This is a genomic window from Flavobacterium filum DSM 17961 (assembly GCF_000425465.1).
In the GTDB taxonomy this organism is placed as follows: domain Bacteria; phylum Bacteroidota; class Bacteroidia; order Flavobacteriales; family Flavobacteriaceae; genus Flavobacterium; species Flavobacterium filum.
The window spans coordinates 149,974-175,794 of record NZ_AUDM01000009.1 but is presented as its reverse complement, the minus strand read 5'-3'; the positions used below and the strand labels follow the sequence as shown (position 1 = coordinate 175,794).

Below are 25,821 nucleotides of genomic sequence, written 5' to 3'. Positions count from 1 at the left end.
CTATATTTGCTCAAGGACGTGAAGCGGCTACTGTTGCGACTAACACAGATGTATTGGTTAATCATGGTTCGCCAGATGCTCCAACTGTGGATGTAGTTGAAACTTCTGTACCTGCGGGAACCATTGTGAATGATTTATCGTATCCAAATTTTGCCGGTTATTTAGAATTACCCACTTTAGACTTTACACTTGATGTGCGTGATGCAACCGGAACAGTAACTGTAGCTTCTTATCAAGCTCCTTTACAAACCTTAGGAACAGCCGGTCAAGCTATTACGGTTGTAGCAAGTGGATTCTTAGATCCTTCTCAAAACAGTGATGGTCCTGCTTTTGGATTATGGGTAGCTACTGCAGCCGGTGGGGATTTGATTCCGCTACCATTGGTTGAAACACCAACTGCACGTTTACAAGTGATTCACAATTCACCGGATTTAGCGGCTACAACAGTTGACGTATATGTAAACGGTGAAATATTATTAGATGACTTTGCTTTTAGAACGGCTACTCCATTTGTGGATGTACCTGCCGGTGTGGCGTTGAGTATAGATGTGGCTCCAGGTAACAGTACTTCTGTTGCTGAGAGTTTATATAATTTGACTACTACTTTAGCTGAGGGTGAAACCTATATTGCTATTGCTAATGGTATTGTATCGCCAACAGGCTATTCAACTGCTCCTAACTTTGCACTTTCTGTATTTGCTCAAGGACGTGAAGCGGCTACTGTAGCTACTAACACTGATGTATTGGTTAATCATGGTTCGCCAGATGCTCCAACTGTAGATGTGGTTGAAACTTCTGTACCAGCCGGAACGATTGTGAATGATTTATCGTATCCAAATTTTGCCGGTTATTTAGAATTGCCAACCTTAGACTTTACACTTGATGTGCGTGATGCAACCGGAACGGTTACTGTAGCTTCTTATCAAGCTCCTTTACAAACGTTAGGTACAGCCGGTCAAGCTATTACGGTTGTAGCAAGTGGATTCTTAGATCCTTCTCAAAACAGTGCTGGTCCTGCATTTGGATTATGGGTAGCTTTTGCAGATGGTGGAAATTTAATTCCTCTACCTCAGATACCATTGAGTGTGCGTGATATTGATATGTCATTAATTCGTTTGTATCCTAATCCTGCAACGGAAATGATACAATTGAGTTTACCTACCGTTTATGAAAAATTTGAAGCAACTATTTTTGACTTAAGCGGAAGAAAAATTAAAGTAATAAATTCCCCAAATACTATTGATATTAGAGATTTAAACAGTGGCATGTATATTATAAAAGCTTCTGTTGATAACGTACCATTTGAACAGAAATTTATTAAAAATTAATTGTTCACCCCTTCCCCTTTCCTCTTATGGAAAAGTAGGCTGTCAGCAATGACGGCCTATTTTTTTATGAATAAGTTTAAAAATTTTAACTATTCTGTTAAACTGAAAAAGCGTCCTCCCGAAGGAGCACGCCTTTAAACAAACAAACTAAACTTCCAAAAAATCTTTTATGCCGGGATATCCACTTTTAAGCTTGCAATTGCAGTATCTGCTTTTACGTGAGCTGCATTTGCTCGACCACTTGGGTCTTGGTTTTCTTGCCATTTCGGAATCCATTTACGAACGGTTTGAGCCGCTGCGGTTTGCGGGAAATGTTTATGAAAAATGCTTCTGTAAAAGAAAGCTTCTTTTGTAGCCGGTGTATTATATGGGAATAACTCGGCTGCTTTTTCAAATTCTTCATCGGTTACTTGTGAAGCACAATATTCAATTAACGTATCAATCCAATTATAGCCTACTCCATCAGAGAATTGTTCTTTTTGACGCCACAACACTTCCTCCGGCAAATACGGATGTTCTGGAGTATCAAAAGCTTTTCTCAAAATATATTTTTCCACTCCTTGATAGGTTTGTGGCATTTTTTCTTCCGGTTTTATTTTGATGGCTAACTCTAAGAAAGCCTTATCTAAAAACGGAACTCTAGCTTCTAAACCGTGTGCCATCGTAGATTTATCTGCTCTCAACAAATCTGCAGTAAATAGCTTTTGTACTCTTTCAATGGTTTCTTTTTGAAAATCCATTACGGAAGGAGCGTTTCTAAAGTATAGGTAGCCTCCAAAAATTTCGTCGGCTCCTTCTCCTGAAAGCACAACTTTGATTCCTCTTTCCGTAATGGCTTTGGATAAGAAATACATGGGGGTACTGGCTCTAACCGACGTTACATCATACGTTTCCAAGTGCCATATTAATTTATCCAAAATTTCAATTCCTTGTTCTATTGTAAAATGAATTTCGTGATGTTCCGTTCCTAAAAAATCCGCTACTTTTTTTGCTGCTTTTGCATCAGGTGCATCTGCATCTAAACCAATCGAAAACGAGTGTAATGGTTTGCCCAAATCTTTCATGTATCTGGCTGCTATAGATGAAGTTAACGATGAATCCAATCCTCCAGAAAGTAATACGCCAATTGGCACATCACTCATTAAACGTTTACGTACGCTTTCTGATAGTGTTTCACGAATGGCTTTTAAGTCTAATTCTTCAAAGGCTAAAGTCTCATCTTCCCATTTTGGTTGGTAGTATTTTACAAAACCCGTATCAGGTGTGTAATAATGGCCGGGAGGAAAAGTAGAAAACGTTTTACATTGATCGGCAATCGCTTTCATTTCAGAGGCAAAATACATTCTCCCTCTTTCGTCAATACCATAATACAATGGTTTTACGCCTAGTGGATCTCTACCGGCAATGTAATCATCTCCATCAATTACCACAAAGGCAAACATACCATCTAAATAATTGCAAAAATCATATCCGAATTTTTCATACAGATGGACGATTACTTCAGAATCAGAGGTAGTTCTAAAGGAATGATCCATCAAAATTCCGTTTCTCAATTCTTTATGGTTATAAATTTCACCGTTATGTACCATCCAAGCCGTTGAAGTTCCTTGAATAGGTTGTTTTCCGGTATGCAAATCAATGATTGATAAACGTTCATGAGCCAAATAATGCCCTTTTTCTGTTACATGCACATCCCGTTCATCCGGTCCGCGATGAGACATTCTTTGTGATAATTCCTGAACGGCTGCTTCGTCTTTTCCTTTTCCGATTATGGCTAATATTCCACACATATTATTTTTGCTTTTAATTATAATAATTTTGATGAAGCAAAAATCGAATATATGTTTTAATTATTAAATAAAACAATAAATATTGATTACAAATTTATATTAAAAATAATAATTTAATAATTATTTATAACTTTAATAAAAATAAAAAAGCTACCAACTAGAAAATTAAAACCCACTACTCTACTGAAATCACTTCGTAATGAGTTGCATTAAAGGAAAATTGATCGCCTTTTTGCTTGTTAAGTAAGATTTGAGCCAATGGAGCTTGAGGAGAAATGGCCCAAATTGAAAAACCATCTATTTCCGTTTTTGGCAAGCTAACGGAAAGTAACACATAGAAATCATTGAGTTTTACTAAACTTCCAATTCCGATTTTAGTTGTTTTCTTGTCAAATGAAATACTTTCGAACGTGGATTTAAGTTCTATATATTCTTTTACTTTATTGGATAATTTTTCTTGTTCCAATTGCATCATCGAAAGTGCTGTTTCGTGTTTGTCACCTGCTGAACCTTTTGCGTCATTTTGAGCATCTAAAGTTAAATCTGCAATCATTTGACGAAGGGAGTCGATTTTATGTTGGAGAAAAATGGAATAGTGATGAGTAATTTTTTGTTTCATTTTATGGAGGAGCTGAGGTGCTGAGGGGCTGAGGTTCTAAGGGACTGAGGTTCTAAGGGACAAAGGTTAAAGTGCTATGGTTGAAAAAAGTCCGCAAGGGTAACTACTTTGCGGACTTAGTAAAAATCTTTGTGTGCTTGGTGGTTACGAAAAAATTAAAAATCAAACTTGTAATTGGCTCCTAACACCACTTGAATTTGTTGAGCAGGGAAATTCATCCAACGCTCATAGGCTTGATTGAATAAATTGTTCCCTTTTAAGAATAAAGTCAATCGTTCATTGAATTTGTAGCCCACATTGGCATTCATATCTAAATAACTATCCAACGTAATTGTTCTAACCTCTGAAAAGATTGGATTATTAATATCTGTGATAATCGTTTTTCTATCTTTTCTTTCTCCAACAAAAAACATATTCATTCCACCAAACCATTTTTCAGTAATTGTAAAATCAACATTTGCACCTAACTCAATTGCAGGAAGGTTCAAAGCATCGTCTGAAAGTTTTGGTGAAAAGCTACTAAACTTTCCATTTATACCCGCTGAAATATTTTTAGATAAATCTGCTTTTACTTCTCCAAAAAAGCTCAATGTTTTTAAATCATCATAATATACTGAAAAAGAATTTCCTAATTCATACGGCTCAATTTCATCAAGCTGATTAGGATCTATTGGTTCAAGAAATGAAAGTCCTGTAAAAAAAGCTCTATCATTTTCATTAACATACGAACCTCTTACATTATAACTGATATTTCCGGCTAATTTTCCTTTTAAACCGGCAAAAATATCAAACTGTTTACTGGTTGGGGCAATTACTAAATTCGGAGCTAAAAATGGGTTTTCATTGGTAAAATCGCGATAGGTATTTTGTTGTAAATTTCCATCTGCTCCTGCATAAAATATCATTAAATCACCCACTAATTTATAAGAAGCGGTTATGTTTGGATAGATAAAAAACTTGCTGTTACTGTTTTCTAAATCGGCACTGTAAAACAAAGACAAGCCTAAATCAAATGCCCAATCATCACTGTTTAATTTTACAGATGGATTTAATCCGAAATTAGTAAATCCGTATTTCATTCCAGCAAAATTAAAATAATCGCTTTCAAAACTTCCTGAAACATAATCAACGATAACGTTTGTATTAACCGTAGTTTCCATCACATCTATTGCAAAAGAGGGTTTCATATAAAATCGGTTTTCGGCTGAATCAAAATTATCCCAAAAGCGATTGAATTTTACTTCTGCTTTTCTGAAAAAGCTGTCTTCAAAGCCTATTTTACCGGCAAGGTAAAAATTGTGGTACGTATGTGATGGATCAATTTTACTGTAAAACAATTCGTCTTGTTGAAAGAAATCTTGGTTTATACCATACCAATTGTAAACTTGATGTTGATAACCTAAATCAGCATTCCAATTGAAATCTCTCATCTGACTTCCATAAGTGAGGTCTAATGATGTATTGTAAAATTTATCATCCAACACCACCTCTTTAATTCCCCCTTGAGAAGAATGATGACGCAACATTCCGCCCACATAATCTGATTTGCTCAATTGTTCGGTTACAAACAATTCACCGATTATACGACCATAATTTCCGAATCCTAAAGTAGCATAATTGGAAAACAATTTTTCTTTTTTAGGTTTATCCACACCGGCTGCTTTCCCTTTTGCGGGAGTAAACGTAGATGCCACCGGAAAGGAAAAAATAGTATAGTTAATTTCTTCCTTTTTTAAACTTTCTTCATCATCGGTTACGGGCGTTTCTTTTACCTTAAAGGCATCAGAAATAGATGCTGAATACGGTTTTACCACATTTACTACTTCGGTTCCGATATTTTCATCTTTCTTCTGTGCCATTACGATTGAATAGGCAAACAAAATGAATAATATGGCTAATTTATATTGATGTAACTTGTTCATATCTGTATCGGTTTAATTTTGAATAGATGAATTGCGTTTTGATTCTTCTCCCTTGATTTTAGCTAATTCTGTTTGAGCTTCTTCTACCACATCTTTATATTCTTTAAAGTTTTCAATAACACTTTCTAAAATATATGTCGCTTGAAAACTATCTTTTAATGCATAGAAATTTTTGGCCATTAAGGTTAGCCCTTTAGCACTAAAATATTTGTAACCCGAATAGTCTTTAGCTAACTTTTGAACAACAGTATTCGAAGCATCATATTTCCCTTCTTTATTTTTGAAATAAGCATCATAGTACAAAGCTTCTGCCGCTAATTCTCCTTTTGCCATGCTTTGTAATTTTGCATAGGCAGCTTTTGCTTTTACTTCATCATTTGTTTTGATGGCAGAACGAGCAATAATAATTTGAGCATCACTTTTAATTCGGTCGTCCACTTTTGGATTAGCCAATACTTTTTCGGCATATAAAACAGCATTGCTGTAATCCTGTTGCTCGTAATAGGCTTTCATTAAGTTGGATTGAGCAAACGTGATATTTTGAGGAAAATCTGCTTCTGTTTCTAATCGTTTCAGGACCGGAATTGCTTTTGCGTACTCTTTCTTTTTCAAATATATTTCACACAAACGAGCTAAACTTTGCTCAGTATATTCGTTTTTAGATTGAGCTATTACCATTTCATAATGTGGAATAGAATTGGTTTCCAAACCATCTGCAAAATACAATTGAGCTAGGTAAAAATTCGCTTTTAAAGCATGAACCCCTTTTGGAAAGCGTGTTACATAATTACTAAATCCGGTAATTGCTCCTTTTGGATTGTTTTGTAAATATTGCTTTTCAGCGGATTCATAAGTGGTATTGTCTAATTCTACATCGGACACTTCAACATAGTTCAATGTTTTCACCCAATCAGCATACTCGTTTACATTGCCGGTATCCACATAGATTTGACGAGCGGTAGCTACAGCTTCTAATGCTTCCGGAGTGCCGGGAAAATCTGCTGCTACTTTTTTGAATTTTGAAATGGCCAACTGCGATTTGTTGTCGTTATAATAAATCAACCCTTGACGAAGGATAGATTTTGCCGTAAACGAACCATTTTTGTATTCACTAATCAACTGGTCATAGGTTTTGATGGCTAAATCAGTTTTGTTTTCGTTGGTGTAGGTATTTCCTAGTTCAAACAACACATCGTCACGGTATTGTGATTTTGGAAAATTCTTTAAAAAAGTAGTCAAATCTTCAATTTTTTTATCGGCACGGTTTACAAAACCATAACTTAACGCTTTTTGATAGGCTGCATAATCGGCATCAATTCCTTTCATTTCAATGGCTTTGTTGTAAGCTTCCATTGCCGGCCAATATTTTGCTGAAACAAAATAACTGTCACCCATTCTTAAATAACTGTCGTTTAATCGCACTTTGTCTTGTTTATTGGCATCAATGTGCTGTTGAAAATGGGTAGCGGCTTGCTCATATTCTTTTAATTTAAAATGAGCATAACCGGTATTGTAATGAATGTTCTTAAATTCCGGTGTATCTTTTGCTTCCGCAAAATTCAAAAACTGTTTAAAAGTTAAACTTGCGTCTTTGAAATTGTCAGTAGTATATTCAATTTCACCTTTCCAAAAAGTAGCTCTGGCGGCAAATTTTTGGTCAAGAGGTTCAGCCAATGATTTCTTAAACATTTTTTGAGCTTCTACTAAATCGCCGTCGTTGTACAATTCAAGGCCGCGATAAAACGTAACTTTTTGATAGATTTTTTTGTTAGTATAACTTTTGTTTTTTTCAATTAAATCCAATGCTCCTTTGTAATTTTTTGATGTAATGAAAGAGTTAATCAGTAAATTTTCAATTTCTAATTTGTTTGGATTGTTGGGATATTTTTCTAAGAAAGCCGATAAAACTCCCGGAATAGTTTGATAGGAATTACCTATTTCATAACTCAATTTAGCATAATTCAAATAAGCATCTTCTTGGATTTTAAGGTCAAAATCCATTTCAGAAGCATTTTTAAACGCATTCAAGGCTTGTTGTTTTTTATCGGTTTTTAAGTAACTTTCTCCTAAGTGATAATAGGCATTTTGGGCAACGCTGTCGTTACCGCTAATAATTTTATTGAATTGATTGATGGCATTTTCATAATCCCCTTGTTTATAATACGAATAACCAAAAAGGTAGAAATCGGTATTGCTCCACTTCCCTTTTTTGCCTTTGTATTCTTTTAGATAAGGAATAGCTTTATCGTATTGTTTTAAGTTGAAATAACTCTCGCCAATAATTTTGTTCAATTCTGATTTTTCCATTGCATCACTTTTTGCCATGGCAGCTTGACCTAAATCAATGGCTTTTTGAAAATTACCCAACTTAAAATTCATGTCGGCTTGGTAATACGACATTTTTTCTTTGTATTTCTGTTCGCCTTCTACCTGATCAAAATACTCGTTGGCAACTTTGTAATCGTCTTTTTCATAGGACATGTATCCCAAATAATATTTGGCTTGAGCACCAAACTCTTTAGAATTAACAACTTTATTGAAATAACTTGTTGCTTCTTTTTTCTTGCCTCCACTAAAATTAGCATATCCTTTCTGAAAATTGAAACGTTCTCTTTCGCCCTGTGTTAAATTACTTTCATCTACTTTTTCAAACCATTGTAGGGCTTGCGGATATTTTCCTTCGTCAAAATAATAATGAGCCACTTCTATGAAGGCTTGATTGTGTTTAGAACTGGTTGGATAATCGGTTACAAATTGTTCCATCAACAAATCAGCATTGGATTGATTCAAACGAATGGCACAATTGGCCACATAATACGCACAATCCGATTGTATTTCAGATGAAGGATTTTCATCAGCTACTTTTTTGAAAATGATTTGTGCGGAGAGGTATTGTTTTTCCTGATATAATTCTAACGCACGATTGTATTCTTTTAAATCATGAGTGTAAATTTCTGTTTTTTGAGCCCTCATTTGAAGTCCAAAAAACAAACCAAAGACTAAAAATAACCAATTTCGTTTTTGCATGGGTTTTACAATTTAATTATTTACAAATTTATAGTTTGCTTAAGGTAGTAACGAAGTAAGGTTTGCGTTTATTATGAACAAGGTTGTAAACATTTTTTGTGTTCCTGAAATTTAACGCTAAACGTTTAACGGTAAATTGTGGTCAAAAAATGTGCCTTTTTCTACCTCTTTTCTTTTTTTGAAAAAATGTTTAAAAAATTAAATTTTGAAAACCTTACATTAGTTATTACTTTTACGGTTTAAATCTATATCCATGTCAACATCCATTGCTTCCTTATCCAACGTTACTATTTATCAAGACCAAAATATGGTGTTGAAAAACATTTCAATTGAAGTAAATCAAGGTGATTTTATTTACATTATTGGAAAAACAGGAACGGGAAAAAGTAGTTTTATGAAAGTTTTATATGCAGATATTAAACTTACTGATGGAGAAGGAATGATTGCCGGATATGATTTAAAAAAACTAAAAGAGAAAGATATTCCCTATTTAAGAAGAAAAATTGGCGTTGTATTTCAAGACTTTAAATTGTTGCCCGACAGAAGTGTTTTTGACAATTTAGAATTTGTTTTAAAAGCAACAGGATGGAACGATAAAGCTGAAATGAAAAACAAAATTGATGAAGTACTTGAAAAAGTGGGTATGAAATCAATGTTGCACAAAATGCCCCACCAGCTTTCAGGAGGTGAACAACAGCGTGTAGCTATTGCAAGAGCATTATTAAATGATCCTGAGGTAATCTTAGCCGATGAACCCACCGGAAACCTTGACCCACAAACCAGTGTGGAAGTAATGGAAGTACTTCGAAAAATCAATCAAAACGGTAAAACCATTATCATGGCGACACATGATTATGCGTTGATTATGAAATTCCCTTCTAAAACCTTGAAATGTGAAGACAGCACTATTTTTGAGGTGGTACAAAGAACGGTTTAGTTTTTAGATAATTGGCTATTAATATTAATGTAAATGGATAAGTAATCAAATGAAAACGGTCACCTTGATCACTTGATATTCCAGAAATACCAATGATATAGAGCACTAAAATGGCTGTGAAAAGTAACATAACATCTTTTCGACCTACTTTTAAAAGAGTCCATAAACTGATTAAAATTCCCAATAAGGTCATGCATCTGTTTTGGTACTTAGAAATCCAATATAAAACGATTTGATTTCGTTCAAAGTTTTCTTTTTGTTTCGCATTATGATAGGCATTGATTACCATATTTCCTGATGCCGTATTCCATAAAAAATTATGAAAATAGGCTTTTAATAAATTAACTTTATTGTTTAATATTTGTTCTTTAATGTCTTGATTAGCAATTTGTTTTTGCTCATGAGCCTTTTTTGTGAATAGAAGTTCTGCTCTTGGATTACCAATCTGTTCATATACAATTCCGTTACGATAACAATCAGCTTTCGAAAAAAGATAATTATGAAAGGTAACACTATCAATGTAACTTATTGTAAAATCTCCAAATTGATATTTTAATCCGGCAGCTTGCACAAAACAAAGAGTTATTGAACCATAAAGCACAAGCATGATTTTTTGTTTATAATTTTGGTAAACAATTCGCAAAAAATACACTAACATTAGTATAGCAAAAAACTTACTTGCCGGTTTAATCAACATGCTTAAAACGATAATTGATAAAGCAACAATTAAATAAGTAACTTTCTTTTTTTGCTGGTATTTTTGAAGAAAATAAACTCCCAAAAGCAGGAAAAAAAGAAAAGGAGTTTCTGCCAATAAATGGAAGTTGAACAGTGCATTGCTAATGAAAAAAATAAAAACTAGTGAAATTAAAAATGCTATTTGTAAGGAAACATATTTTTTTACAATTTCAAATAGAATGTGTATTGTTGCTAACCATAATACGATATTGATGTAGATAGCAATTGTATATAAATCAAAAGCGGTTGCCCCAAAAAGCAATGGAAATCCGTAAATAGCAGCCATTAACATGGGTCGATAACAATGCCCGCGAAAATGGTGATACAAATTAGTAGCAGAAACATTATAATCACCCGCATCCGGAAAAATAATTGTTTGGGCATCAATCGATAGCCAATGAATTAAAAGTAATAACCATCCTAATCCAATGGCAAGCAAACCTAAATGATAGAAATACTTTTTTACAAAAAGTTGCATAATTATACTGTAAATACGTTCTGATTTAGCATAAAAAAGCTAAATTGCCCAAGTAAAATAAAAACCAAAAATAGGCATTATTTTGATTTATATAGAAGAAAACAACGTTCCAAAAAAGTTATCTATCATTATTCCGGCTTTCAATGAAGGAAGAACAATTTCACTTTTGTTGGATAAAGTGAGAGTTGTTGAACTTCCTGAAAAGATGGTAAAAGAGATGATTGTAGTGAACGATGCTTCTTCTGATGATACTGAACAACAAATCATCAACTATCAAAAGCAATTTCCAGATTGTCCTCTTCTCTACTTTAAACATCCAAAAAACAGTGGAAAAGGTGCCGCCATTCACACTGGAATTTCTAATGCAACGGGAGATTATATTATTGTTCAAGATGCCGATTTAGAATATGACCCTAGAGAATTTGCTATTCTATTAAAACCTGTTTTAGACGGTTTTGCCGATGTAGTGTATGGCTCTCGATTTATGGGCGGTAAACCGCATCGCATTTTATTTTTTTGGCATACCATTGGTAATCGATTTTTGACTTTTTTATCGAATATGTTCAGCAATTTGAACTTAACTGACATGGAAACCTGTTATAAATTATTTGACGCTAGGATGTTAAAATCGTTGACATTAAAAGAAAAACGATTTGGTTTTGAACCCGAAGTCACTCAAAAGATTGCACGTATCAAAAGGATTCGCATATATGAAGTGGGTATTTCCTATTATGGTCGAACGTATGAAGAAGGTAAAAAAATCAACTGGAAAGATGGTTTCAGAGCGATTTGGTGTATTCTTAAATATGGGATGTTAAAACGTTAATATGATATCTATTTTAATTCCGACATATAATTATTCAATTCTTGCACTTATAAAAAAAGTGCACCATCAATGCTTAGAGGCACAAATTCCTTTTGAAATTATTTGTTTAGATGACCATTCTGACAATCAATACCATATTGAAAATCAAGCAATTTCAACATTATCCAACTGTATTTATAATGTTAATCAATCCAATATTGGACGGACAGGAACGCGACAACGATTGGCCGAACAAGCAAAATATGACTGGTTATTATTTTTAGATGCCGATGTAATACCTGTTTCTTCTGTTTTTATTCAGCATTATATTAATGTTATTCAACCAAATACTGTTGTTTTTGGTGGCTATCGATATGAAAAAAAACAACCGGAATCATCAAAAATATTACGATATAAATACGGTAAAGAAAGAGAAGAAAAATCAGCAGAATTTAGATCTAAAAAGCCATATCAATATGTTTTTTCAGGTAATATGATGATTCAAAAAAAGATGTTTTTAGAGTTAAATTATGATGAAAAAGAGAAATTCTATGGCATGGACATTTACTTTTCCTATCAACTATTTTCAAGAAAAATTCCAATTCATCATATTGATAATGCTATTTTCCATCTTGGATTAGAAAATAATGAGATTTTTTTCGAAAAATCGCTACAAAGTGTTATTTCCAGAAAGCGATTTTTATCAGACAAAATAGACATTGAACAGTTGAATCCATTGCTATCCCATTATAAAAAAATAAAAAAATACAGATTAATTCTAGTAACAAAAATAATTTTCAACATTTTTGAACAATTTTTAAAAAGAAACATATTGAGTAAAAACCCGAATCTATTCTATTTTGATTTATATCGTTTAGGTTATATTTGCTCAGTTAAATAAATAAATGCAACCTTTTTATTCCATCATCATTCCGCTTTATAACAAAGAAAAAGCGATTGAAAAAACCTTAAAAAGTGTTTTTCAACAATCGTTTACGGATTATGAAGTACTTGTTATCAATGATGGTTCAACTGATAAAAGTGAAGAAAAAGTAAAACGTTTTTCTGATGAACGATTACGCTTAATTTCTACAGAAAACAGAGGCGTTTCACAAGCAAGAAATTTAGGAATTAGTGAATCAAAAGGAAAGTTAGTTGCTTTTTTGGATGCAGATGATTATTGGTTTCCGAATCATTTACAATCCGTATTTCAATTATACCAAAATTTTCCTGAAGCCGGATTATTAGCCACTAATTACCAATTTTATTATTCGGATAAAAAAATCATTCAACCTGTTTTTGATGACATTCCGACTGAAAATTGGAGAGGAATAGTAAAAGATTTTTTTAAATCAAGTATGACCTATCGATTGGCCTGGACTAGTGCGGTAGCTGTCCCAAAAGTTATTTTTGATAAAATTGGTAATTTTGATGAAACAATTACCCTTGGTGCAGGAGAAGACACTGATTTATGGATTCGAATAGCTATAGATTTTCCGGTGGCTTTTTCTACTGAAATTTCTGCCCGGTATAATATGACGGCTCAAAACAAAATAAGTTTCAGTGCTACCACCAAACGAAACTTTACCCGTTTAGATAAGTTTTATCAGCAAGAAAAAGTAAATCCTTCCCTTAAGAAATTTTTAGATTTGTACCGGGTTGTTTATGCCTTAAAACATAAACTAGCAGGTGATGAAAAAAACTTTGCTTTTTATTATTCCGCCATTGCGATGGAAAACTGCCCTATGAAAAGTAGAATATTGTTGAAGTTGCCCACTTTTATATTGAAAAGACTTTTCGTATTTGGACGTTTATTGAACTCCAACAAAATGTATTTCAATTTTTACACCCGCTTATTCAAGTCTTGATTTTTTGTAAACACCAAAAATACTATCGGCATCACCTACTCTTTCAATAAACTCTTCTTCCTTTTTAATTAAATAAGCAAGTAATTGATTTGTCTCTTCGTCATTATTTAAAAAATTATGAGCGATTCCTTTCAAAAGGATATGTAAAATATTCCAACCCATATTTTTTTCTTCCAAGACTTTAAAATTGGCTTGCAAAGCTTTTTTTAAATGAGCAGAATCAGGAGCTTCAGAAGGATCGACCAATAACATCCGAATTAATCCCGGGCGATATACTTTACGTTTAACGGATTTGCCATCGATGCGTGTTTTATATTTTTTGGGGAGTTCTTTTAGCAATTCGTTCGCAAAATCAAGTTGCTCTTTTTTCCATTGCAAGCGATTTGGGCCACAAAATTCATTCGCTACTAAAATTCCTTCTGTTTTTAATAGAGGGAAAATTTCTTTTTTTAAAAACCCATTGATGTCATTGAAATGATGTAAACTCGAATCGAATAAAATAACGTCAAATGATTCCTTTTCAACAATCATTTGGTGAAAATCACCGGCTACATACTCAATATTCAGGTTGTTTTCTAATGCAGTTTGTGTGGCTCTTTCAATTCTTTCGTTAGAAATATCTACCCCGATTACTTTTGAAAATAGTCCGGAAACGGCAAATTTGCGTTCGTGTCTTCCTTCTCCACAACCAATGGATAATAGGGATAAATTGGTTTTGTTATGCAAATATTTTTGAATAACGTATGATTCATAACTCACTTCCGGATTGCCTGAAATTAAGTTATTCCAATACTGTTGTAATGCCGGAATAATCCAAAAATCGGAGGAAGATTGGTACTGATTCCACTTTGCTGAAACCCGTTTGTTTTTAGTTAAATTGAAAAGAGAAGCCAATTGCAGAAATCCTTTTTGTTTCACTTTATAGTAAACATCAAGGAAGTCTCCCACAGAAACTAAAGAGGTTTCATTTTCCATTTCGGTTATTTTGAATTGCAAAAATCATTAAAATCCCGAATGTAATCTTTCTCTTCAAATACATCAGAAGCCACTACTAAACATACTGAACCCGAAGAAAAGTTTTTTAATTCCCGCCATATGCCTTCGTTAATCAATAAACCTTCAAACGGTTTATTTAATGTAACTGTTTTTTCTGTTTTTCCGTCATTTAAAATAACATCAAAACTGCCGCTTAAAGCAATTAAAAATTGTTGCAATTTTATATGAGCATGTCCACCTCGTTCTGCTCCAGCAGGAACATCATAAAGATAGTAAACCCTCTTAATTTCAAAAGGAACTACTTCTTTTTCAATCACCGATAAATTTCCTCTCGGGTCTTCAATTTTTGGAATTGGAATGCGTTTAATGTTCATCTTTAGGTTAAGTTAAAATTGTTTTCCAATCTTTTATAAACTGTTCAAAGGAATGCAAATCTTTTTGATTTTGAGCATTTTTTTTACAGTTTGAATATAATTCTTTATACGAAATCATTCGCTCCATAACAATTTTCAGGGCATCAAAATTTTGATTTTCAACCAACAAACCATTTTCATTGGGTTTAATTATTTCATTTGGTCCGGAGGCACAATCAAATGAAATAACTGGAGTTTCGCATGCTAAAGATTCAGTTAAAACCGTTGGATAACCTTCATTCTTACTACACAAAACCAAAAAATGTGCTTTTTTCATAAACGGATATGGATTCGATTGAAATCCGTAAAAATGAATTTTTTCTTTCAATTGTAATCGCTCAACTAAATGTTCAAATTGAGGACGTAAAACTCCATCTCCCAAAAAAACCAAATGATAAGCCGATGTAGCCAAATCAGATTGTGCATAAGTTTCAATTAATTTATCAAATTGTTTGATGTTGTCCTCATCCATTCTTCCAGCTGCCAAGATAAAAGGAAAATTTAACAAAATTGGTTTTTCAGCCAATTGTTGAATAGCGGCATAATCAATTGGATTGTAAATGGTTGTAACGTTTGAAAAACCATACAAATCGATTATTTTCTTTTCAATGGTTTTTGAAATTGCTATAATTTTAAATGCTTTTTGATAGATTAATTTACTAATCCATTTGCTTTTAGGGAAGTAAAAATCCAATTCATAACTATGAACGGTTGGAATGTACGGACAAGTAAAAACGAATTTAGTCAATAATAACTCCATAATAGGTTTCGTTCTACTTCTAAAATCAATAAGATAATCCAATTGTTCTGTTTGGATAAATTTTCGTAAGACCAAAAACCTTTTCAAACGATTGAACATTCCATTTTTAAAAGGACTTAAATGCATTACTTTTCCACGATAATCAAATTCAATTTCCGGATTAACCAGGATATGATGCACCTCATAACCCGCATTTTCAAACGCGATGGAATATAAAGCTTGCATTTTGTTTGCTCCGCCATGGGCCAAACAAGTTCCTAACAATCCAATTTTTATTTTCTTATCTTGCAATCGTTTTTGTTTAAATTCATACAAATATAACTGATTCATGCGAATCTTATTACTCGGAGAATATAGCCGCTTGCATAATTCCTTAAAAGAAGGACTTCTGGCTCTTGGTCATGAGGTTACTTTAGTGAGCGATGGCGATGATTTTAAAAAATATCCGAATGATTTATCCTATGATGCAAAATGGAGTAAATCGAAACTTTTGTTCTATCCGAGAAGAGCTTTGCACAAATTCTTTAAGATTGATATTGCTTCTATTGAACGGGGTATTCGGTTTTATTTTTTGTTGCCCAAACTCAAACATTTTGATGTGGTACAACTCATAAACGAAGCTTCCATTAATACATTAGCTTCTTTTGAAATATATCTTTTACGAAAGTTGATGACGCAAAACAAAAAACTTTTTTTGTTATCATCGGGAGCCGATGCCGTTTGTGTTCAACATATGCTCGATAAAAAATTTAAACATTCGTTATTAACTCCTTATTTAGAAAATCCAAAAGTCAGTCAGGAATATCCGTATATATTGCGATATGTTTCAAAAAATCATTTACGCTTGCATCGTTTTTTGTATGACAATATAGTTGGAGTCATAGCAACTGATTTTGATTATGCTATTCCGTTACAAGGAAAAAAGCAGTTTTTAGGATTAATTCCCAATCCAATTAATGTCTCTAAAATTGATTTTATTCCCACTGAAATAAAGGACAAGATTGTTATTTTCTTGGGCATCAATCGGCATAATTATGTCAAAAAAGGAATTGTTTATTTTGAGCAAGCTTTAGCTCAAATTCATCAAAAATATGGTGAGCGAGTGGAAATCATTAGTACAGAAAATATTCCGTATCAAGAATACATTCAGCTCTACGATAAAGCTCACATTCTTTTAGACCAAGTGTTTGCTCAAGATCAAGGGTATAATGCATTGGAAGCTATGGCCAAAGGAAAAGTAGTATTTACCGGTGCAGATGAAACCTTTAGTACCCATTATCAACTTACGAGTCTAGTAGCAATTCATGCCAATCCGGATGTGGATGAACTAGTTGCCCAACTTTCTTATCTAATCGAAAATCCGGAAGAAATTATCACAATAGGTAAAAATGCAAGAGATTTTATTGAAAAAGAGCATGATTATGTTAGGATTGCTGAACGGTATTTAGAGGTTTGGAATAAATAAAGAGGGCTTTTCAGCCCTCTTCAAAAACTTAACCTATTTTTTTATAAATTTTATTGATTCATTAATTTCAGATGAAATTACTTTTACAAAATAGACTCCACTATTTAAATTATTCAGTTTAAAATTAATTTCAGTTTCTTTTGAATTTAAACTAAATACTAATTTACCAAATACATCAAAGATATTAACTTCAATTTCTTCTAATATTTTTTCGTTAAAAACTAATTTAAAATCTCCTTCATTAGGATTTGGATAAAGAGTTAAACCAATACTCTTTTCATAAGCAAGCTCTTTGCTTTCATTTTCAGAAAATCTTCCACTTACATTCTCATTATATGGCACATTACATTCATCATATAGTTGATCAATTGTCAAATTAACAAAGCCATCATTAGTTGTAGGAAAATAATCTCCACTTTCTATTACAATACTATCTTTAGCTGAAAAATCTATTGTTGCATTATTTGTAACATAATTGTTTACTAATACAATATTATAGGGATTAGTTTTTAAAACGAAATTCCATCTATCAATTATTCTATCACTAATTTCAACGATACCATTAACAATTTTCATGTCTTTAGCCATCTTAACGGCTTTATAAGTATCTAGTACACCTGCTCCAATTAAACCATTGTATGGCATATTCAAGGCTAATGTATCATTTTTAAAAGTTGTTAATTTCAAAATACTTTCTATTTCATTTGGAAATAAACAAGGATTTACTGAAAACATTAATGCGACAGTACCTGATACAATAGGAGCAGAATAAGAAGTTCCTCCACCATAAGAGTAAACATTTGGATTATTGCTACTTGCTGTCAAAATGTTTCTACCAGGAGCACTTAAGTCCACATTAACATTATAGGTTGCGTAATAAGGTGGGTCAGTTCTTAAAAAAATATTTTTCCAAAAATTTTGATCAAAATTTTGATTGCCAATTTCATATTGATGACCTACATTTGTAACCGATATGACATTATTGAATGAAGCCGGGAAATGATTATATTGTGGCCCAGAAGGACATGAAAAGGATCCATTTCCTGCTGCAGCCACAAGCACAACATTATAGTCTTCCCAGACCTCATCTATCAGAACATTTTCATATATTACTGGATTCACTTGACATGAACCCCAACTCATATTTATTACTCTAGCTCCACTTTGTGCCAATGGAATTAATTGCCCATAACCAGAGCCACATTTTAGATAAGATTTATATCCAACTGATGCCATTCCTATATTATTGTTAGTATTTGCTCCTGCAATAAGAGCTACTTGGGTTCCATGACCTACTGAATTTGGATTAGGATTAAAGTTATTAATATTTTCACTTAAACCAACGAGGTCCTCTTGATAAGTATTAACGTTTTCTGCAATACCAATAATAACACCGTCTCCAGTTGTTAAATCCCATGCAAGATCAGCATTTATAAAAAGTAGTTCTGGTTGCCCATTACCTCCATCAAAATAGTCATCATTAGGTAAAATTAACGGAAAAACTTCTGGAACTTTTACTAAATTATATAAACTTGAATAATCTCTATTTAAAATTTCGAAAAGACCTTCTTCACATTCAATAATGTAAGTTCTTAGTAATAATTCTCTCTTTGTTCCAGGAAAAGCTAGACTAAAATCCTTAATTAAGAAACTAGAAAAAACTGTTTCAAGAGCTGGATCAGATACAACTAATTTAACATTATGATTTACAACAATCTTTTTAGGTAAAAATTGCAAATTTTTTACTTCAAAATAGTACTTCTCAATTATAGGCTCTGGTTTACCCTTTTGGGAATAACCAAAACAACAACTAAGAAATAAATAGAATATATATATTTTTTTCATAATTATTCTTTTTGTTTAAGTGCCTTTACCTCTTTATTTAACTCTATTACATATAAAGTTAATTCTTCTATCTTTTGAAGTAATAATTTATTCATTTCTCCAAGATCAATACCTCTTTCTTCAACTTCACATGCAGAAGGTATATCTAATAAATGCCCATTTTCTTTTATATGATTTTCAACTTCTTCTAAAGTTGGTAAATTATAGTCTTTTTCAAAAACATAATCTGCCCAATCTGTATAAACTTTAACTCTATGTGCTCTAATTGCCCCATTAACTGACAATCTATACAAATCCAAATCATCTATGAAACTGTTAGTACCAATACCAATATAAGAATCAGCTTTAGGCAATATTAAAGTTGTTTTATTGTTGCCATCATCTGTCAAATGAAATGAAGGAGATTGTGTTTTATCAAAAACCAGTAGTTGAGAACTTCCTCCAGTTTGAGCAATAACCCTAAACCTTCCAAAGTCATTTCTATCTTCAATTCCGAAATAAACAGTTGATAATGCATCAAAATTTGATTGTGGAAAATCAAAAAATTTGATATTTCTAAACTTTGTAGAACTACCTACTAAGGAGCCAATGTTTAGAACTATAGATTGCTCATTCCTTTGGTCAATACTTGAAAATGAAGTACCATTTGGAAGTCCTCCTCTTGATTCAATAATACCTGTAGGATTTGAGATACCAACACCTAATTTACCTGAAACAAAAGCATTACCGTTTACGAGGAGCTTGTTTGTTCCAAAAGTTGGTGCTGTTGTATAACCAATCCCAACAGAAGCATTTCTGAAGATATTAGTATTAACAGTAGCAGTTGATGGACTCCATTCTTGTGCAAAGATTAATGTCGAATAACAAAGAGTCAGATAAAAAAATATTTTTTTCATAATTATAAAGATATTTAAGTTAATTCTTTAAAATTATCTAAAAAAAATCTTAAATACGTTAATTTAATGTTAATTTTGTAGTGTTATTTTTATATTTTTTTCTAATAACTATCAGCAATAAAATAAAATAACCAAAATAAGTAATTGCATGTGCCAATACTGATCCTTTCGCTTTAAAATAACTAATCATAAAATATCCTGTTAAAATCAATAAAGAATAAGAAAAAATTTCCGTGACAAAAAAAGCTAACGTTTGTCTTTTAGCTAAAAAATTTAATGCTAAAATCCAAGAACAAACTTTAAAAAAATCGCCTAGCAATTGCCATAAAAACAATCCTGAAACAGGTTGAAATTCGTTTGTAAATAGTATCGAAATAATAAAATTTCTACAAAAATATAGTAAAACAATACCAACAAAAAAAAGAGGTACAATTGTTTTGAAATAATTTCTAAAAATAGTTTTGGTTTCTACCTCGCTTGAAATAGCCAATTGTGGCAAAAAGTACATACTCATTAAAGACGAAACAAATAGCATATAATAAGTTGATATTCTCGTTATTGATTCCCAATAACCTGCCTCCTCCAATCCCGCTGTATCAATCAAATGGTTTCGTAAAAAAATATATATCATCGGACCTGCAATTGCCGAAAAAAGTGCCATTGCCGAATAAGAACATAAATTCTTTAAAATCAACTTATCAAAAGATTTTAATGTTATAAATTGAAACAACTTAATTTCTTTACAGACAAAAAAAGTCGCAACAAAAAAGTTGGCTGTTGGGGCTAAAACCATCGCTAATAATGCTCCTAAAATGTTATAATTGAGTACTAAAAACAAAGAGAACACAAAACCAATTATGTTTCCAATTATAGAGATGTAAACTACTTTTTTATATTTTTCTAATCCGTTGATTAAAGAAGTGAAGAAAAGTGAAAACCCATAGAATGGTAAACTAAAAATAATGGCTTTGAAGATTATTTCAAAATCATTTTCAGAACTAAATAAATAGGAGGTAATTGCCTCTTTAAAAACAAACAGTCCTATTCCAAAAAGCAACATAGATGTCAAAATGGTTATGGTAACTGTAGAAATTAACTTCTTAAATTGCTGGGTATCCCCTTTAAATTGTGCTGTATATTTAACTATGCCATTCTGAAAACCAAGCGTAGCAAAGCTTTCTAATGAGGTTTGAAAATTACGCAAATTTCCAACCAATGCCATTCCGGTCGGACCAACATAGATTGCTAAAACTTTTGAAATGACTAGTCCGAATCCAATTCGTAAAAAAATAGCAAAACTGTTCAATGAAGATATTTTGAACCAAGCAGCACCGACTATATTTTTTAAAAATTTCAATTAATATCGATTAATTACTTGAATAATATATTTCACTTCTGCTTCCGTCAAAACCGGACTCATCGGTAGGCTCAAGACCTCACGATGGATTTTTTCGGTAATTGGGAAAGATAACGCATTAAATGCTGCCAAAGCTTTTTGTTGATGTGGCGGTATGGGGTAATGAATCAAGGTTTGTATTCCGTTTTCATTTAAATACTCCTGTAATTCATTTCTATTTTCCGTACGAATGACAAATAAATGAAAAACATGATTAGCTGAACCATCGTAAAAAGGTAATACAATTTTATTGTTTTTAATTTCGGATAAATAACGATTGGCAATTTGTCTTCGTTTTTGATTATCCAATGCTAAATCCGGTAATTTAGCATTCAAAAAAGCCGCTTGTAATTCATCCAAACGAGAATTTATCCCAATACAATCATTCACATATTTTTGCACTGAACCATAATTTCGCATGGCACGTATGATTTTATTCAAATCATCATCATTTGTCACAACAGCTCCGCCATCACCTAAACAACCTAAATTTTTGGAAGGATAAAAGCTGTAGGCTTTCGCGTTACCGACTCCCAACTCCCAACTCCCAACTCCCAACTCAGCTCCATGCGACTGTGCAGCATCTTCAACAATCAATAAATTGTGTTGCTTTGCAATCGCCTCAATTTTATCCATTTCTGCCAATTGTCCGTATAAATGAACCACCAAAATAGCTTTGGTTTTGGAAGTGATTTTTTCGGCGATTAAGTCCGGATTCAAGTTATAGGTTTCCAACTTTGGTTCAACTAAAACGGGAACTAAATCAGCTTGTAAAATGGCTAGTATACTGGCAATATACGTGTTTGCCGGCACAATCACTTCATCGCCTTTTTGCAATTTTCCTAATTCGATATAGGCTTTAAAAATCAACACTAACGCATCTAAACCATTTCCAACTCCGATACAATACTTTGACTGACAAAAGGATGCAAAATTTTCTTCAAACACGTTGACTTCTTCACCTAAAATATACCAACCACGTTGCAGAAACTGTTCCATTTTTTCATGGAAAGCAGTTTCATAACGCTGGTTTATTTTGTGTAAATCATAGAATTTTATCATCGTATCACTTGCTCTAATTTGGGATAATTTTTTGTTTCCACTTCATAAAAATCTTGCATCAAAATATGAGCTCCAAAACTCTCTTTCCAATAGGAAAGTCCGCCGTTTACCTTCATTCCTTGTTCTTCATTGGAAATACCAAAGTCAAAAAACTTTTTGTTTTTGAAAACTTCAGTAATCAAATGATGGTGCAAAAAATCCAATGTTCCTAATTCATTTTTTAAATTGTTGGCAGAAATATATTGCGAATGAGCTACATTTTTACTTTCAAAAATTGTGGTTCCACCCACTAATTCATCTTCTTTATACACATTAAATTGCCTGATATGTTGAGGAAATTTACTTTTTAAATACAGAATTTCAATCAAAGAATGAACCGGTTTTGTTTGGTGTTTAATACTTAAATTCGGTATCAATATGGTATTCCAAAAGGAAGTGAAATCATTTTCTTCTTTCACAATTAAATGATTCTTTTTTCCTCTTTTTACTCCATCTAATCGATCTTTTGATAGCGTAATCGGAAGAGAATAATCAATTACCGCCAAGGTATCTTTTCGAATGGTTTTGGCGTCTGCTAAAAATAATGCATAACAGAACTCATCAGAAAATCCATTACAATAAATAAGAGGTATTTCTTTTGTATTCAGTTTTTTAAACCCTTCTAATTCAAGTTTTTCAAGAATATTTTTGAGCACAAAAATAACCTTTTCTAACCTCATGTTATCCTTAATAATCAATCCTCCATACGTTAATCCTTGGTGAGAAAAAAGCGTATCTCCTACTCTATTGGCCGGTAAAACGGCCACCCATTTTTTTTCGTCTTCAATTATCAATGAATAATCTTCAAAACGATCTTGATGGTATTCCATAAAATCACGATGAAACAAAAAAGTAGCATTCTTGGCTTTGCTTACAAAGTCGTTCCAATTTTGTTTATCTGAAGAAGTATATTTTCTAACCGAAAATTGTTTCACAGTACTTAATTCCTATATATTCATATCAAAATTGGTTTAAAAATACTATCTTTAAATCCAATTTTTTTAATTGTTTCCTATAATGAAACGAAAATACAACTATTTTCTGTTATCATGGTTAATATTTTTTGGCTTTGGCTCGCTCAAAGCTCAGAACATTTCTTTATTCGAACAATTTAATGGTCGTTATGATTTTACATTCGTTGGAAATACACTTAATCCTGCTGAAAATTCGTTTCAATTTAATCCGGATATTTTAACCGAATCATCAGCTGAACTTGACCTAGATACAGATGTTACACTTCTCAAAGCTTATTTGTACTGGGCCGGTTCCGGTGACGGCGATTTTGAAGTAGAATTAAACGGTCAACTCATTTCAGCACAACGAAATTTTGGACTTACCCGAACCTTCAATGGCGTAGATTTTACATATTTCAGTGCATTTTCCGATATTACCTCATTTATACAAACCAATGGAAACGGTACTTATATTTTGTCAGGTTTAGATAATGTGAGCTACTTACCTTTACATTTTCAAAGAAGAACCAACTTTGCCGGTTGGGCCATCATTTTGGTTTATTACCATCCGGATTTACCCCTTAATCAAATCAATATATATGATGGTTTACAAGGTGTACCACAAGAGTTATCAATCACTTTAAGTAGTTTGAATGTTATTGACAATCAAGATGCAAAAATTGGTTTTTTAGCGTGGGAAGGAGATGTGAATATCGCAGTAAATGAAACATTACGCATCAATGGTACAGTTTTAAGCAATCCACCTTTGAATCCGGCAGATAATGCTTTTAACGGCACAAATTCCGTTACCGGAAATACGGAACTTTTCAACATGGATTTAGATATTTATGACATTCAAAACAATATTCAACCCGGTGATCAATCAGCTGAGATTTCGTTGACTTCCGGACAGGATTTTGTGATGATAAATGCTGTGATAACAAAACTAAACAGTCAAGTTCCGGATGCTGTTATTGCTATTACAGACACTAACCTTAACTGTGATAGTAAATTGATTTCGGTTGATTTTACGGTTACCAATTTGGAAACAGCAACCAATCCGCTTCCGTCCAATACGCCAATTGCTATATATGCAAATAATATTTTAATTGCTCAAACCCAAACACAAAATAGTCTCGGAATTGGAGAAAGTGAAACTTTTACACTTACAGTTGAATTACCCATCGAAATTCCAAACGAATTTGAATTAAAATTGGTAGTTGATGACAATGGTTTAGGCATCAGTACAGTAAATGAAATTAACGAATTGAATAATTCAGATTCCATCACAATCAATTTACTTGTTTCAAATGAATATCCTGATTTATCTCCTTTACTTTCCTGCAACAAAGGATTTCTAGTGGGTCAATTTGATTTAATTGAATTTACCGCTCAACCTTTCTTTACAGCTTTTGAAAGTTATTCATTTCATGAAACAGAAGAAGACGCACAAAACGGTTTGAATCCAATTTTTATAAGTGGTGCTTATGAAGTAACCACTCCTAAAACCTTGTTCGTTCGATTAAATGAGTCACCTTGTCCGGCCCTTACTAAAGTGGAGTTATTAACTAAAAATTGCCCTCCAATAGTCTATAATTTTATTTCTGCCAATGAAGATGGTTGGAATGATTTTTTCTTTATCAAAGGATTACGCAATATTTTTCTCGATTTCAAAATTGAAATTTATAACCGTTGGGGAAAATTAATTTGGACCGGCAATCAACAAACAAATGATTGGAAAGGCGAAGTCACAAAACCTATTCAATGGAATGGAACAATTGTTCCCGATGGAACCTATTTTTATGTCATTCATTTAAACGACCCTAACTATCCGACTCCTCTTCAAGGATACTTATATATTACTCGCTAGTCTTTACATACCCTAACGTTGGTAAATACCATTTCCATTTTACGGCTAACAATCGAATAACAATCATAACGATGGAAGTAATCAAATACAAGACATCATTATTCAATTGAAAATGTTTGAGAGCAAAAAATACAACCCCGCCAATAATACAAATCGTGGCATAAATCTCTCTTCTAAAAATAATAGGAATTTCGTTGCACAAAATATCGCGAATCACACCTCCAAAACAAGCAGTCATTGTACCAAGGGCAATACAAATTATTGGATGTAAACCGGTTTCTATTCCTTTTTCTAGCCCAATCAGTGTAAAAACGCCTAAACCTATCGTATCAAATAAAAATAGAGAAGTCCTTAATTTGTCTAGTTTTTTTCGAAAAACTAAAGCAATAAAAAATCCTAACGTAATCATATATACATAGGTCAAGTCTTGCATCCAACCTACCGGAGTTCTACCAATTAATATATCGCGTAAGGTTCCTCCACCAACGGCAGTAACAAAAGCAATGATATACACCCCAAAAGGATCTAATTTTTTATGAAAACCGGTCAAAACACCAGAAATAGCAAAGGCCATTGTACCAATGATGTCTAGCAAATGAAACATAATGTTACTT

Annotated in this window: 21 protein-coding genes; 7 read left to right on the top strand and 14 right to left on the bottom strand. The window is 32.7% G+C overall.

The window, feature by feature from the left end; all coding sequences use genetic code 11:
- A partial coding sequence (locus H601_RS0107020) for a DUF4397 domain-containing protein (protein ID WP_026710845.1) occupies window positions 1-1,328 on the top strand: 1,328 nt, incomplete at its 5' end.
- 167 nt (window positions 1,329-1,495) lie between these two features.
- Here the strand turns inward: H601_RS0107020 and asnB are convergent.
- The 4 genes from asnB to H601_RS0107000 form a co-directional block, all read right to left on the bottom strand.
- Window positions 1,496-3,118 carry an asparagine synthase B gene (asnB, locus tag H601_RS0107015; protein ID WP_026710844.1) on the bottom strand — a complete coding sequence of 541 codons (1,623 nt, stop codon included), beginning with the start codon at window positions 3,116-3,118 and terminating at the stop codon, window positions 1,496-1,498.
- Window positions 3,119-3,293: 175 nt separating this feature from the next.
- Window positions 3,294-3,737: a hypothetical protein gene (locus H601_RS0107010; protein WP_026710843.1), complete on the bottom strand. Its 444-nt coding sequence runs from the start codon at window positions 3,735-3,737 to the stop codon at window positions 3,294-3,296.
- A gap of 155 nt (window positions 3,738-3,892) precedes the next feature.
- Complete coding sequence (locus H601_RS0107005; RefSeq protein WP_026710842.1) at window positions 3,893-5,659, bottom strand: TonB-dependent receptor; 1,767 nt, start codon at window positions 5,657-5,659, stop codon at window positions 3,893-3,895.
- 12 nt (window positions 5,660-5,671) lie between these two features.
- Window positions 5,672-8,686 carry a tetratricopeptide repeat protein gene (locus H601_RS0107000; RefSeq protein WP_026710841.1) on the bottom strand — a complete coding sequence of 1,005 codons (3,015 nt, stop codon included), beginning with the start codon at window positions 8,684-8,686 and terminating at the stop codon, window positions 5,672-5,674.
- 253 nt (window positions 8,687-8,939) lie between these two features.
- Here H601_RS0107000 and H601_RS0106995 point away from each other — a divergent pair, with 253 nt between their 5' ends.
- Window positions 8,940-9,623 carry a cell division ATP-binding protein FtsE gene (locus H601_RS0106995; protein WP_026710840.1) on the top strand — a complete coding sequence of 228 codons (684 nt, stop codon included), beginning with the start codon at window positions 8,940-8,942 and terminating at the stop codon, window positions 9,621-9,623.
- On the opposite strand, the gene H601_RS0106990 is transcribed toward H601_RS0106995, so the two are convergent.
- A complete protein-coding gene (locus H601_RS0106990) occupies window positions 9,592-10,839 on the bottom strand; it encodes a glycosyltransferase family protein (protein WP_026710839.1) in 1,248 nt (415 codons plus the stop codon). The two genes, H601_RS0106995 and H601_RS0106990, sit on opposite strands and share 32 nt — an antisense overlap.
- 82 nt (window positions 10,840-10,921) lie before the next feature.
- Between H601_RS0106990 and H601_RS0106985 the strand changes: the two genes are divergently transcribed.
- The 3 genes from H601_RS0106985 to H601_RS0106975 are packed head-to-tail and all read left to right on the top strand — an operon-like array spanning window position 10,922 to window position 13,512.
- A complete protein-coding gene (locus H601_RS0106985; RefSeq protein ID WP_026710838.1) occupies window positions 10,922-11,665 on the top strand; it encodes a glycosyltransferase family 2 protein in 744 nt (247 codons plus the stop codon).
- Between the two features lies 1 nt (window position 11,666).
- The gene (locus tag H601_RS0106980) at window positions 11,667-12,545 is read left to right on the top strand and encodes a glycosyltransferase family 2 protein (RefSeq protein ID WP_026710837.1); all 879 of its coding nucleotides are present in this window, start codon (window positions 11,667-11,669) and stop codon (window positions 12,543-12,545) included.
- A 4-nt stretch (window positions 12,546-12,549) separates the two neighbouring features.
- Entirely contained in the window at window positions 12,550-13,512 is a 963-nt protein-coding gene (locus tag H601_RS0106975; protein ID WP_026710836.1) for a glycosyltransferase family 2 protein, read from the top strand.
- On the opposite strand, the gene H601_RS0106970 is transcribed toward H601_RS0106975, so the two are convergent.
- Genes H601_RS0106970 through H601_RS15420 form a run of 3 tightly spaced genes read right to left on the bottom strand, consistent with a single transcriptional unit; the run spans window position 13,498 to window position 16,011 of the window.
- The gene (locus tag H601_RS0106970) at window positions 13,498-14,487 is read right to left on the bottom strand and encodes a class I SAM-dependent methyltransferase (protein ID WP_156900363.1); all 990 of its coding nucleotides are present in this window, start codon (window positions 14,485-14,487) and stop codon (window positions 13,498-13,500) included. The genes H601_RS0106975 and H601_RS0106970 overlap by 15 nt on opposite strands.
- 5 nt (window positions 14,488-14,492) lie before the next feature.
- Window positions 14,493-14,882 carry a sugar 3,4-ketoisomerase gene (locus H601_RS0106965; RefSeq protein WP_026710834.1) on the bottom strand — a complete coding sequence of 130 codons (390 nt, stop codon included), beginning with the start codon at window positions 14,880-14,882 and terminating at the stop codon, window positions 14,493-14,495.
- 7 nt (window positions 14,883-14,889) lie between these two features.
- Complete coding sequence (locus H601_RS15420; RefSeq protein WP_051220688.1) at window positions 14,890-16,011, bottom strand: glycosyltransferase; 1,122 nt, start codon at window positions 16,009-16,011, stop codon at window positions 14,890-14,892.
- Between H601_RS15420 and H601_RS0106955 the strand changes: the two genes are divergently transcribed.
- Entirely contained in the window at window positions 16,010-17,146 is a 1,137-nt protein-coding gene (locus H601_RS0106955; RefSeq protein ID WP_026710833.1) for a glycosyltransferase family protein, read from the top strand. The two genes, H601_RS15420 and H601_RS0106955, sit on opposite strands and share 2 nt — an antisense overlap.
- A gap of 33 nt (window positions 17,147-17,179) precedes the next feature.
- On the opposite strand, the gene H601_RS0106950 is transcribed toward H601_RS0106955, so the two are convergent.
- Genes H601_RS0106950 through H601_RS0106930 form a run of 5 tightly spaced genes read right to left on the bottom strand, consistent with a single transcriptional unit; the run spans window position 17,180 to window position 23,319 of the window.
- Window positions 17,180-18,991 carry a S8 family peptidase gene (locus H601_RS0106950; RefSeq protein WP_084139942.1) on the bottom strand — a complete coding sequence of 604 codons (1,812 nt, stop codon included), beginning with the start codon at window positions 18,989-18,991 and terminating at the stop codon, window positions 17,180-17,182.
- A gap of 2 nt (window positions 18,992-18,993) precedes the next feature.
- Window positions 18,994-19,887 (bottom strand): hypothetical protein, encoded by an 894-nt coding sequence (locus H601_RS16120; protein WP_051220687.1) that lies wholly within the window; start codon window positions 19,885-19,887, stop codon window positions 18,994-18,996.
- A 58-nt stretch (window positions 19,888-19,945) separates the two neighbouring features.
- Window positions 19,946-21,193, bottom strand: a complete 1,248-nt coding sequence (locus H601_RS15410) for an O-antigen translocase (RefSeq protein ID WP_169628258.1) — start codon at window positions 21,191-21,193, stop codon at window positions 19,946-19,948.
- A gap of 51 nt (window positions 21,194-21,244) precedes the next feature.
- Window positions 21,245-22,345, bottom strand: a complete 1,101-nt coding sequence (locus tag H601_RS0106935) for a DegT/DnrJ/EryC1/StrS family aminotransferase (RefSeq protein ID WP_026710831.1) — start codon at window positions 22,343-22,345, stop codon at window positions 21,245-21,247.
- On the bottom strand, window positions 22,342-23,319 hold the full coding sequence (locus tag H601_RS0106930; protein WP_026710830.1) for a hypothetical protein: 978 nt from the start codon (window positions 23,317-23,319) through the stop codon (window positions 22,342-22,344). Before H601_RS0106930 ends, H601_RS0106935 begins: the two co-directional genes overlap by 4 nt.
- 82 nt (window positions 23,320-23,401) lie before the next feature.
- Between H601_RS0106930 and H601_RS0106925 the strand changes: the two genes are divergently transcribed.
- Window positions 23,402-25,207: a T9SS type B sorting domain-containing protein gene (locus H601_RS0106925; RefSeq protein WP_026710829.1), complete on the top strand. Its 1,806-nt coding sequence runs from the start codon at window positions 23,402-23,404 to the stop codon at window positions 25,205-25,207.
- Here the strand turns inward: H601_RS0106925 and H601_RS0106920 are convergent.
- On the bottom strand, window positions 25,197-25,811 hold the full coding sequence (locus tag H601_RS0106920) for a trimeric intracellular cation channel family protein (protein ID WP_026710828.1): 615 nt from the start codon (window positions 25,809-25,811) through the stop codon (window positions 25,197-25,199). The genes H601_RS0106925 and H601_RS0106920 overlap by 11 nt on opposite strands.
- Between the last annotated feature and the right edge of the window lie 10 nt (window positions 25,812-25,821).

Excerpts from the sequence above, each read along its gene's own strand:
- H601_RS0106920 (WP_026710828.1), bottom strand. The coding sequence starts at position 25,811 with ATGTTTCATTTGCTAGACATCATTGGTACAATGGCCTTTGCTATTTCT.
- H601_RS0106965 (WP_026710834.1), bottom strand. The coding sequence starts at position 14,882 with ATGAACATTAAACGCATTCCAATTCCAAAAATTGAAGACCCGAGAGGA.
- H601_RS15420 (WP_051220688.1), bottom strand. The coding sequence starts at position 16,011 with ATGAATCAGTTATATTTGTATGAATTTAAACAAAAACGATTGCAAGAT.
- H601_RS0106935 (WP_026710831.1), bottom strand. The coding sequence starts at position 22,345 with ATGATAAAATTCTATGATTTACACAAAATAAACCAGCGTTATGAAACT.
- H601_RS0106980 (WP_026710837.1), top strand. The coding sequence starts at position 11,667 with ATGATATCTATTTTAATTCCGACATATAATTATTCAATTCTTGCACTT.
- H601_RS0107010 (WP_026710843.1), bottom strand. The coding sequence starts at position 3,737 with ATGAAACAAAAAATTACTCATCACTATTCCATTTTTCTCCAACATAAA.
- H601_RS0106995 (WP_026710840.1), top strand. The coding sequence starts at position 8,940 with ATGTCAACATCCATTGCTTCCTTATCCAACGTTACTATTTATCAAGAC.
- H601_RS0106990 (WP_026710839.1), bottom strand. The coding sequence starts at position 10,839 with ATGCAACTTTTTGTAAAAAAGTATTTCTATCATTTAGGTTTGCTTGCC.
- H601_RS0106970 (WP_156900363.1), bottom strand. The coding sequence starts at position 14,487 with ATGGAAAATGAAACCTCTTTAGTTTCTGTGGGAGACTTCCTTGATGTT.
- H601_RS0106955 (WP_026710833.1), top strand. The coding sequence starts at position 16,010 with ATGCGAATCTTATTACTCGGAGAATATAGCCGCTTGCATAATTCCTTA.
- H601_RS0107005 (WP_026710842.1), bottom strand. The coding sequence starts at position 5,659 with ATGAACAAGTTACATCAATATAAATTAGCCATATTATTCATTTTGTTT.
- H601_RS0106925 (WP_026710829.1), top strand. The coding sequence starts at position 23,402 with ATGAAACGAAAATACAACTATTTTCTGTTATCATGGTTAATATTTTTT.
- H601_RS16120 (WP_051220687.1), bottom strand. The coding sequence starts at position 19,887 with ATGAAAAAAATATTTTTTTATCTGACTCTTTGTTATTCGACATTAATC.
- H601_RS0106950 (WP_084139942.1), bottom strand. The coding sequence starts at position 18,991 with ATGAAAAAAATATATATATTCTATTTATTTCTTAGTTGTTGTTTTGGT.
- H601_RS0106975 (WP_026710836.1), top strand. The coding sequence starts at position 12,550 with ATGCAACCTTTTTATTCCATCATCATTCCGCTTTATAACAAAGAAAAA.
- asnB (WP_026710844.1), bottom strand. The coding sequence starts at position 3,118 with ATGTGTGGAATATTAGCCATAATCGGAAAAGGAAAAGACGAAGCAGCC.
- H601_RS0107000 (WP_026710841.1), bottom strand. The coding sequence starts at position 8,686 with ATGCAAAAACGAAATTGGTTATTTTTAGTCTTTGGTTTGTTTTTTGGA.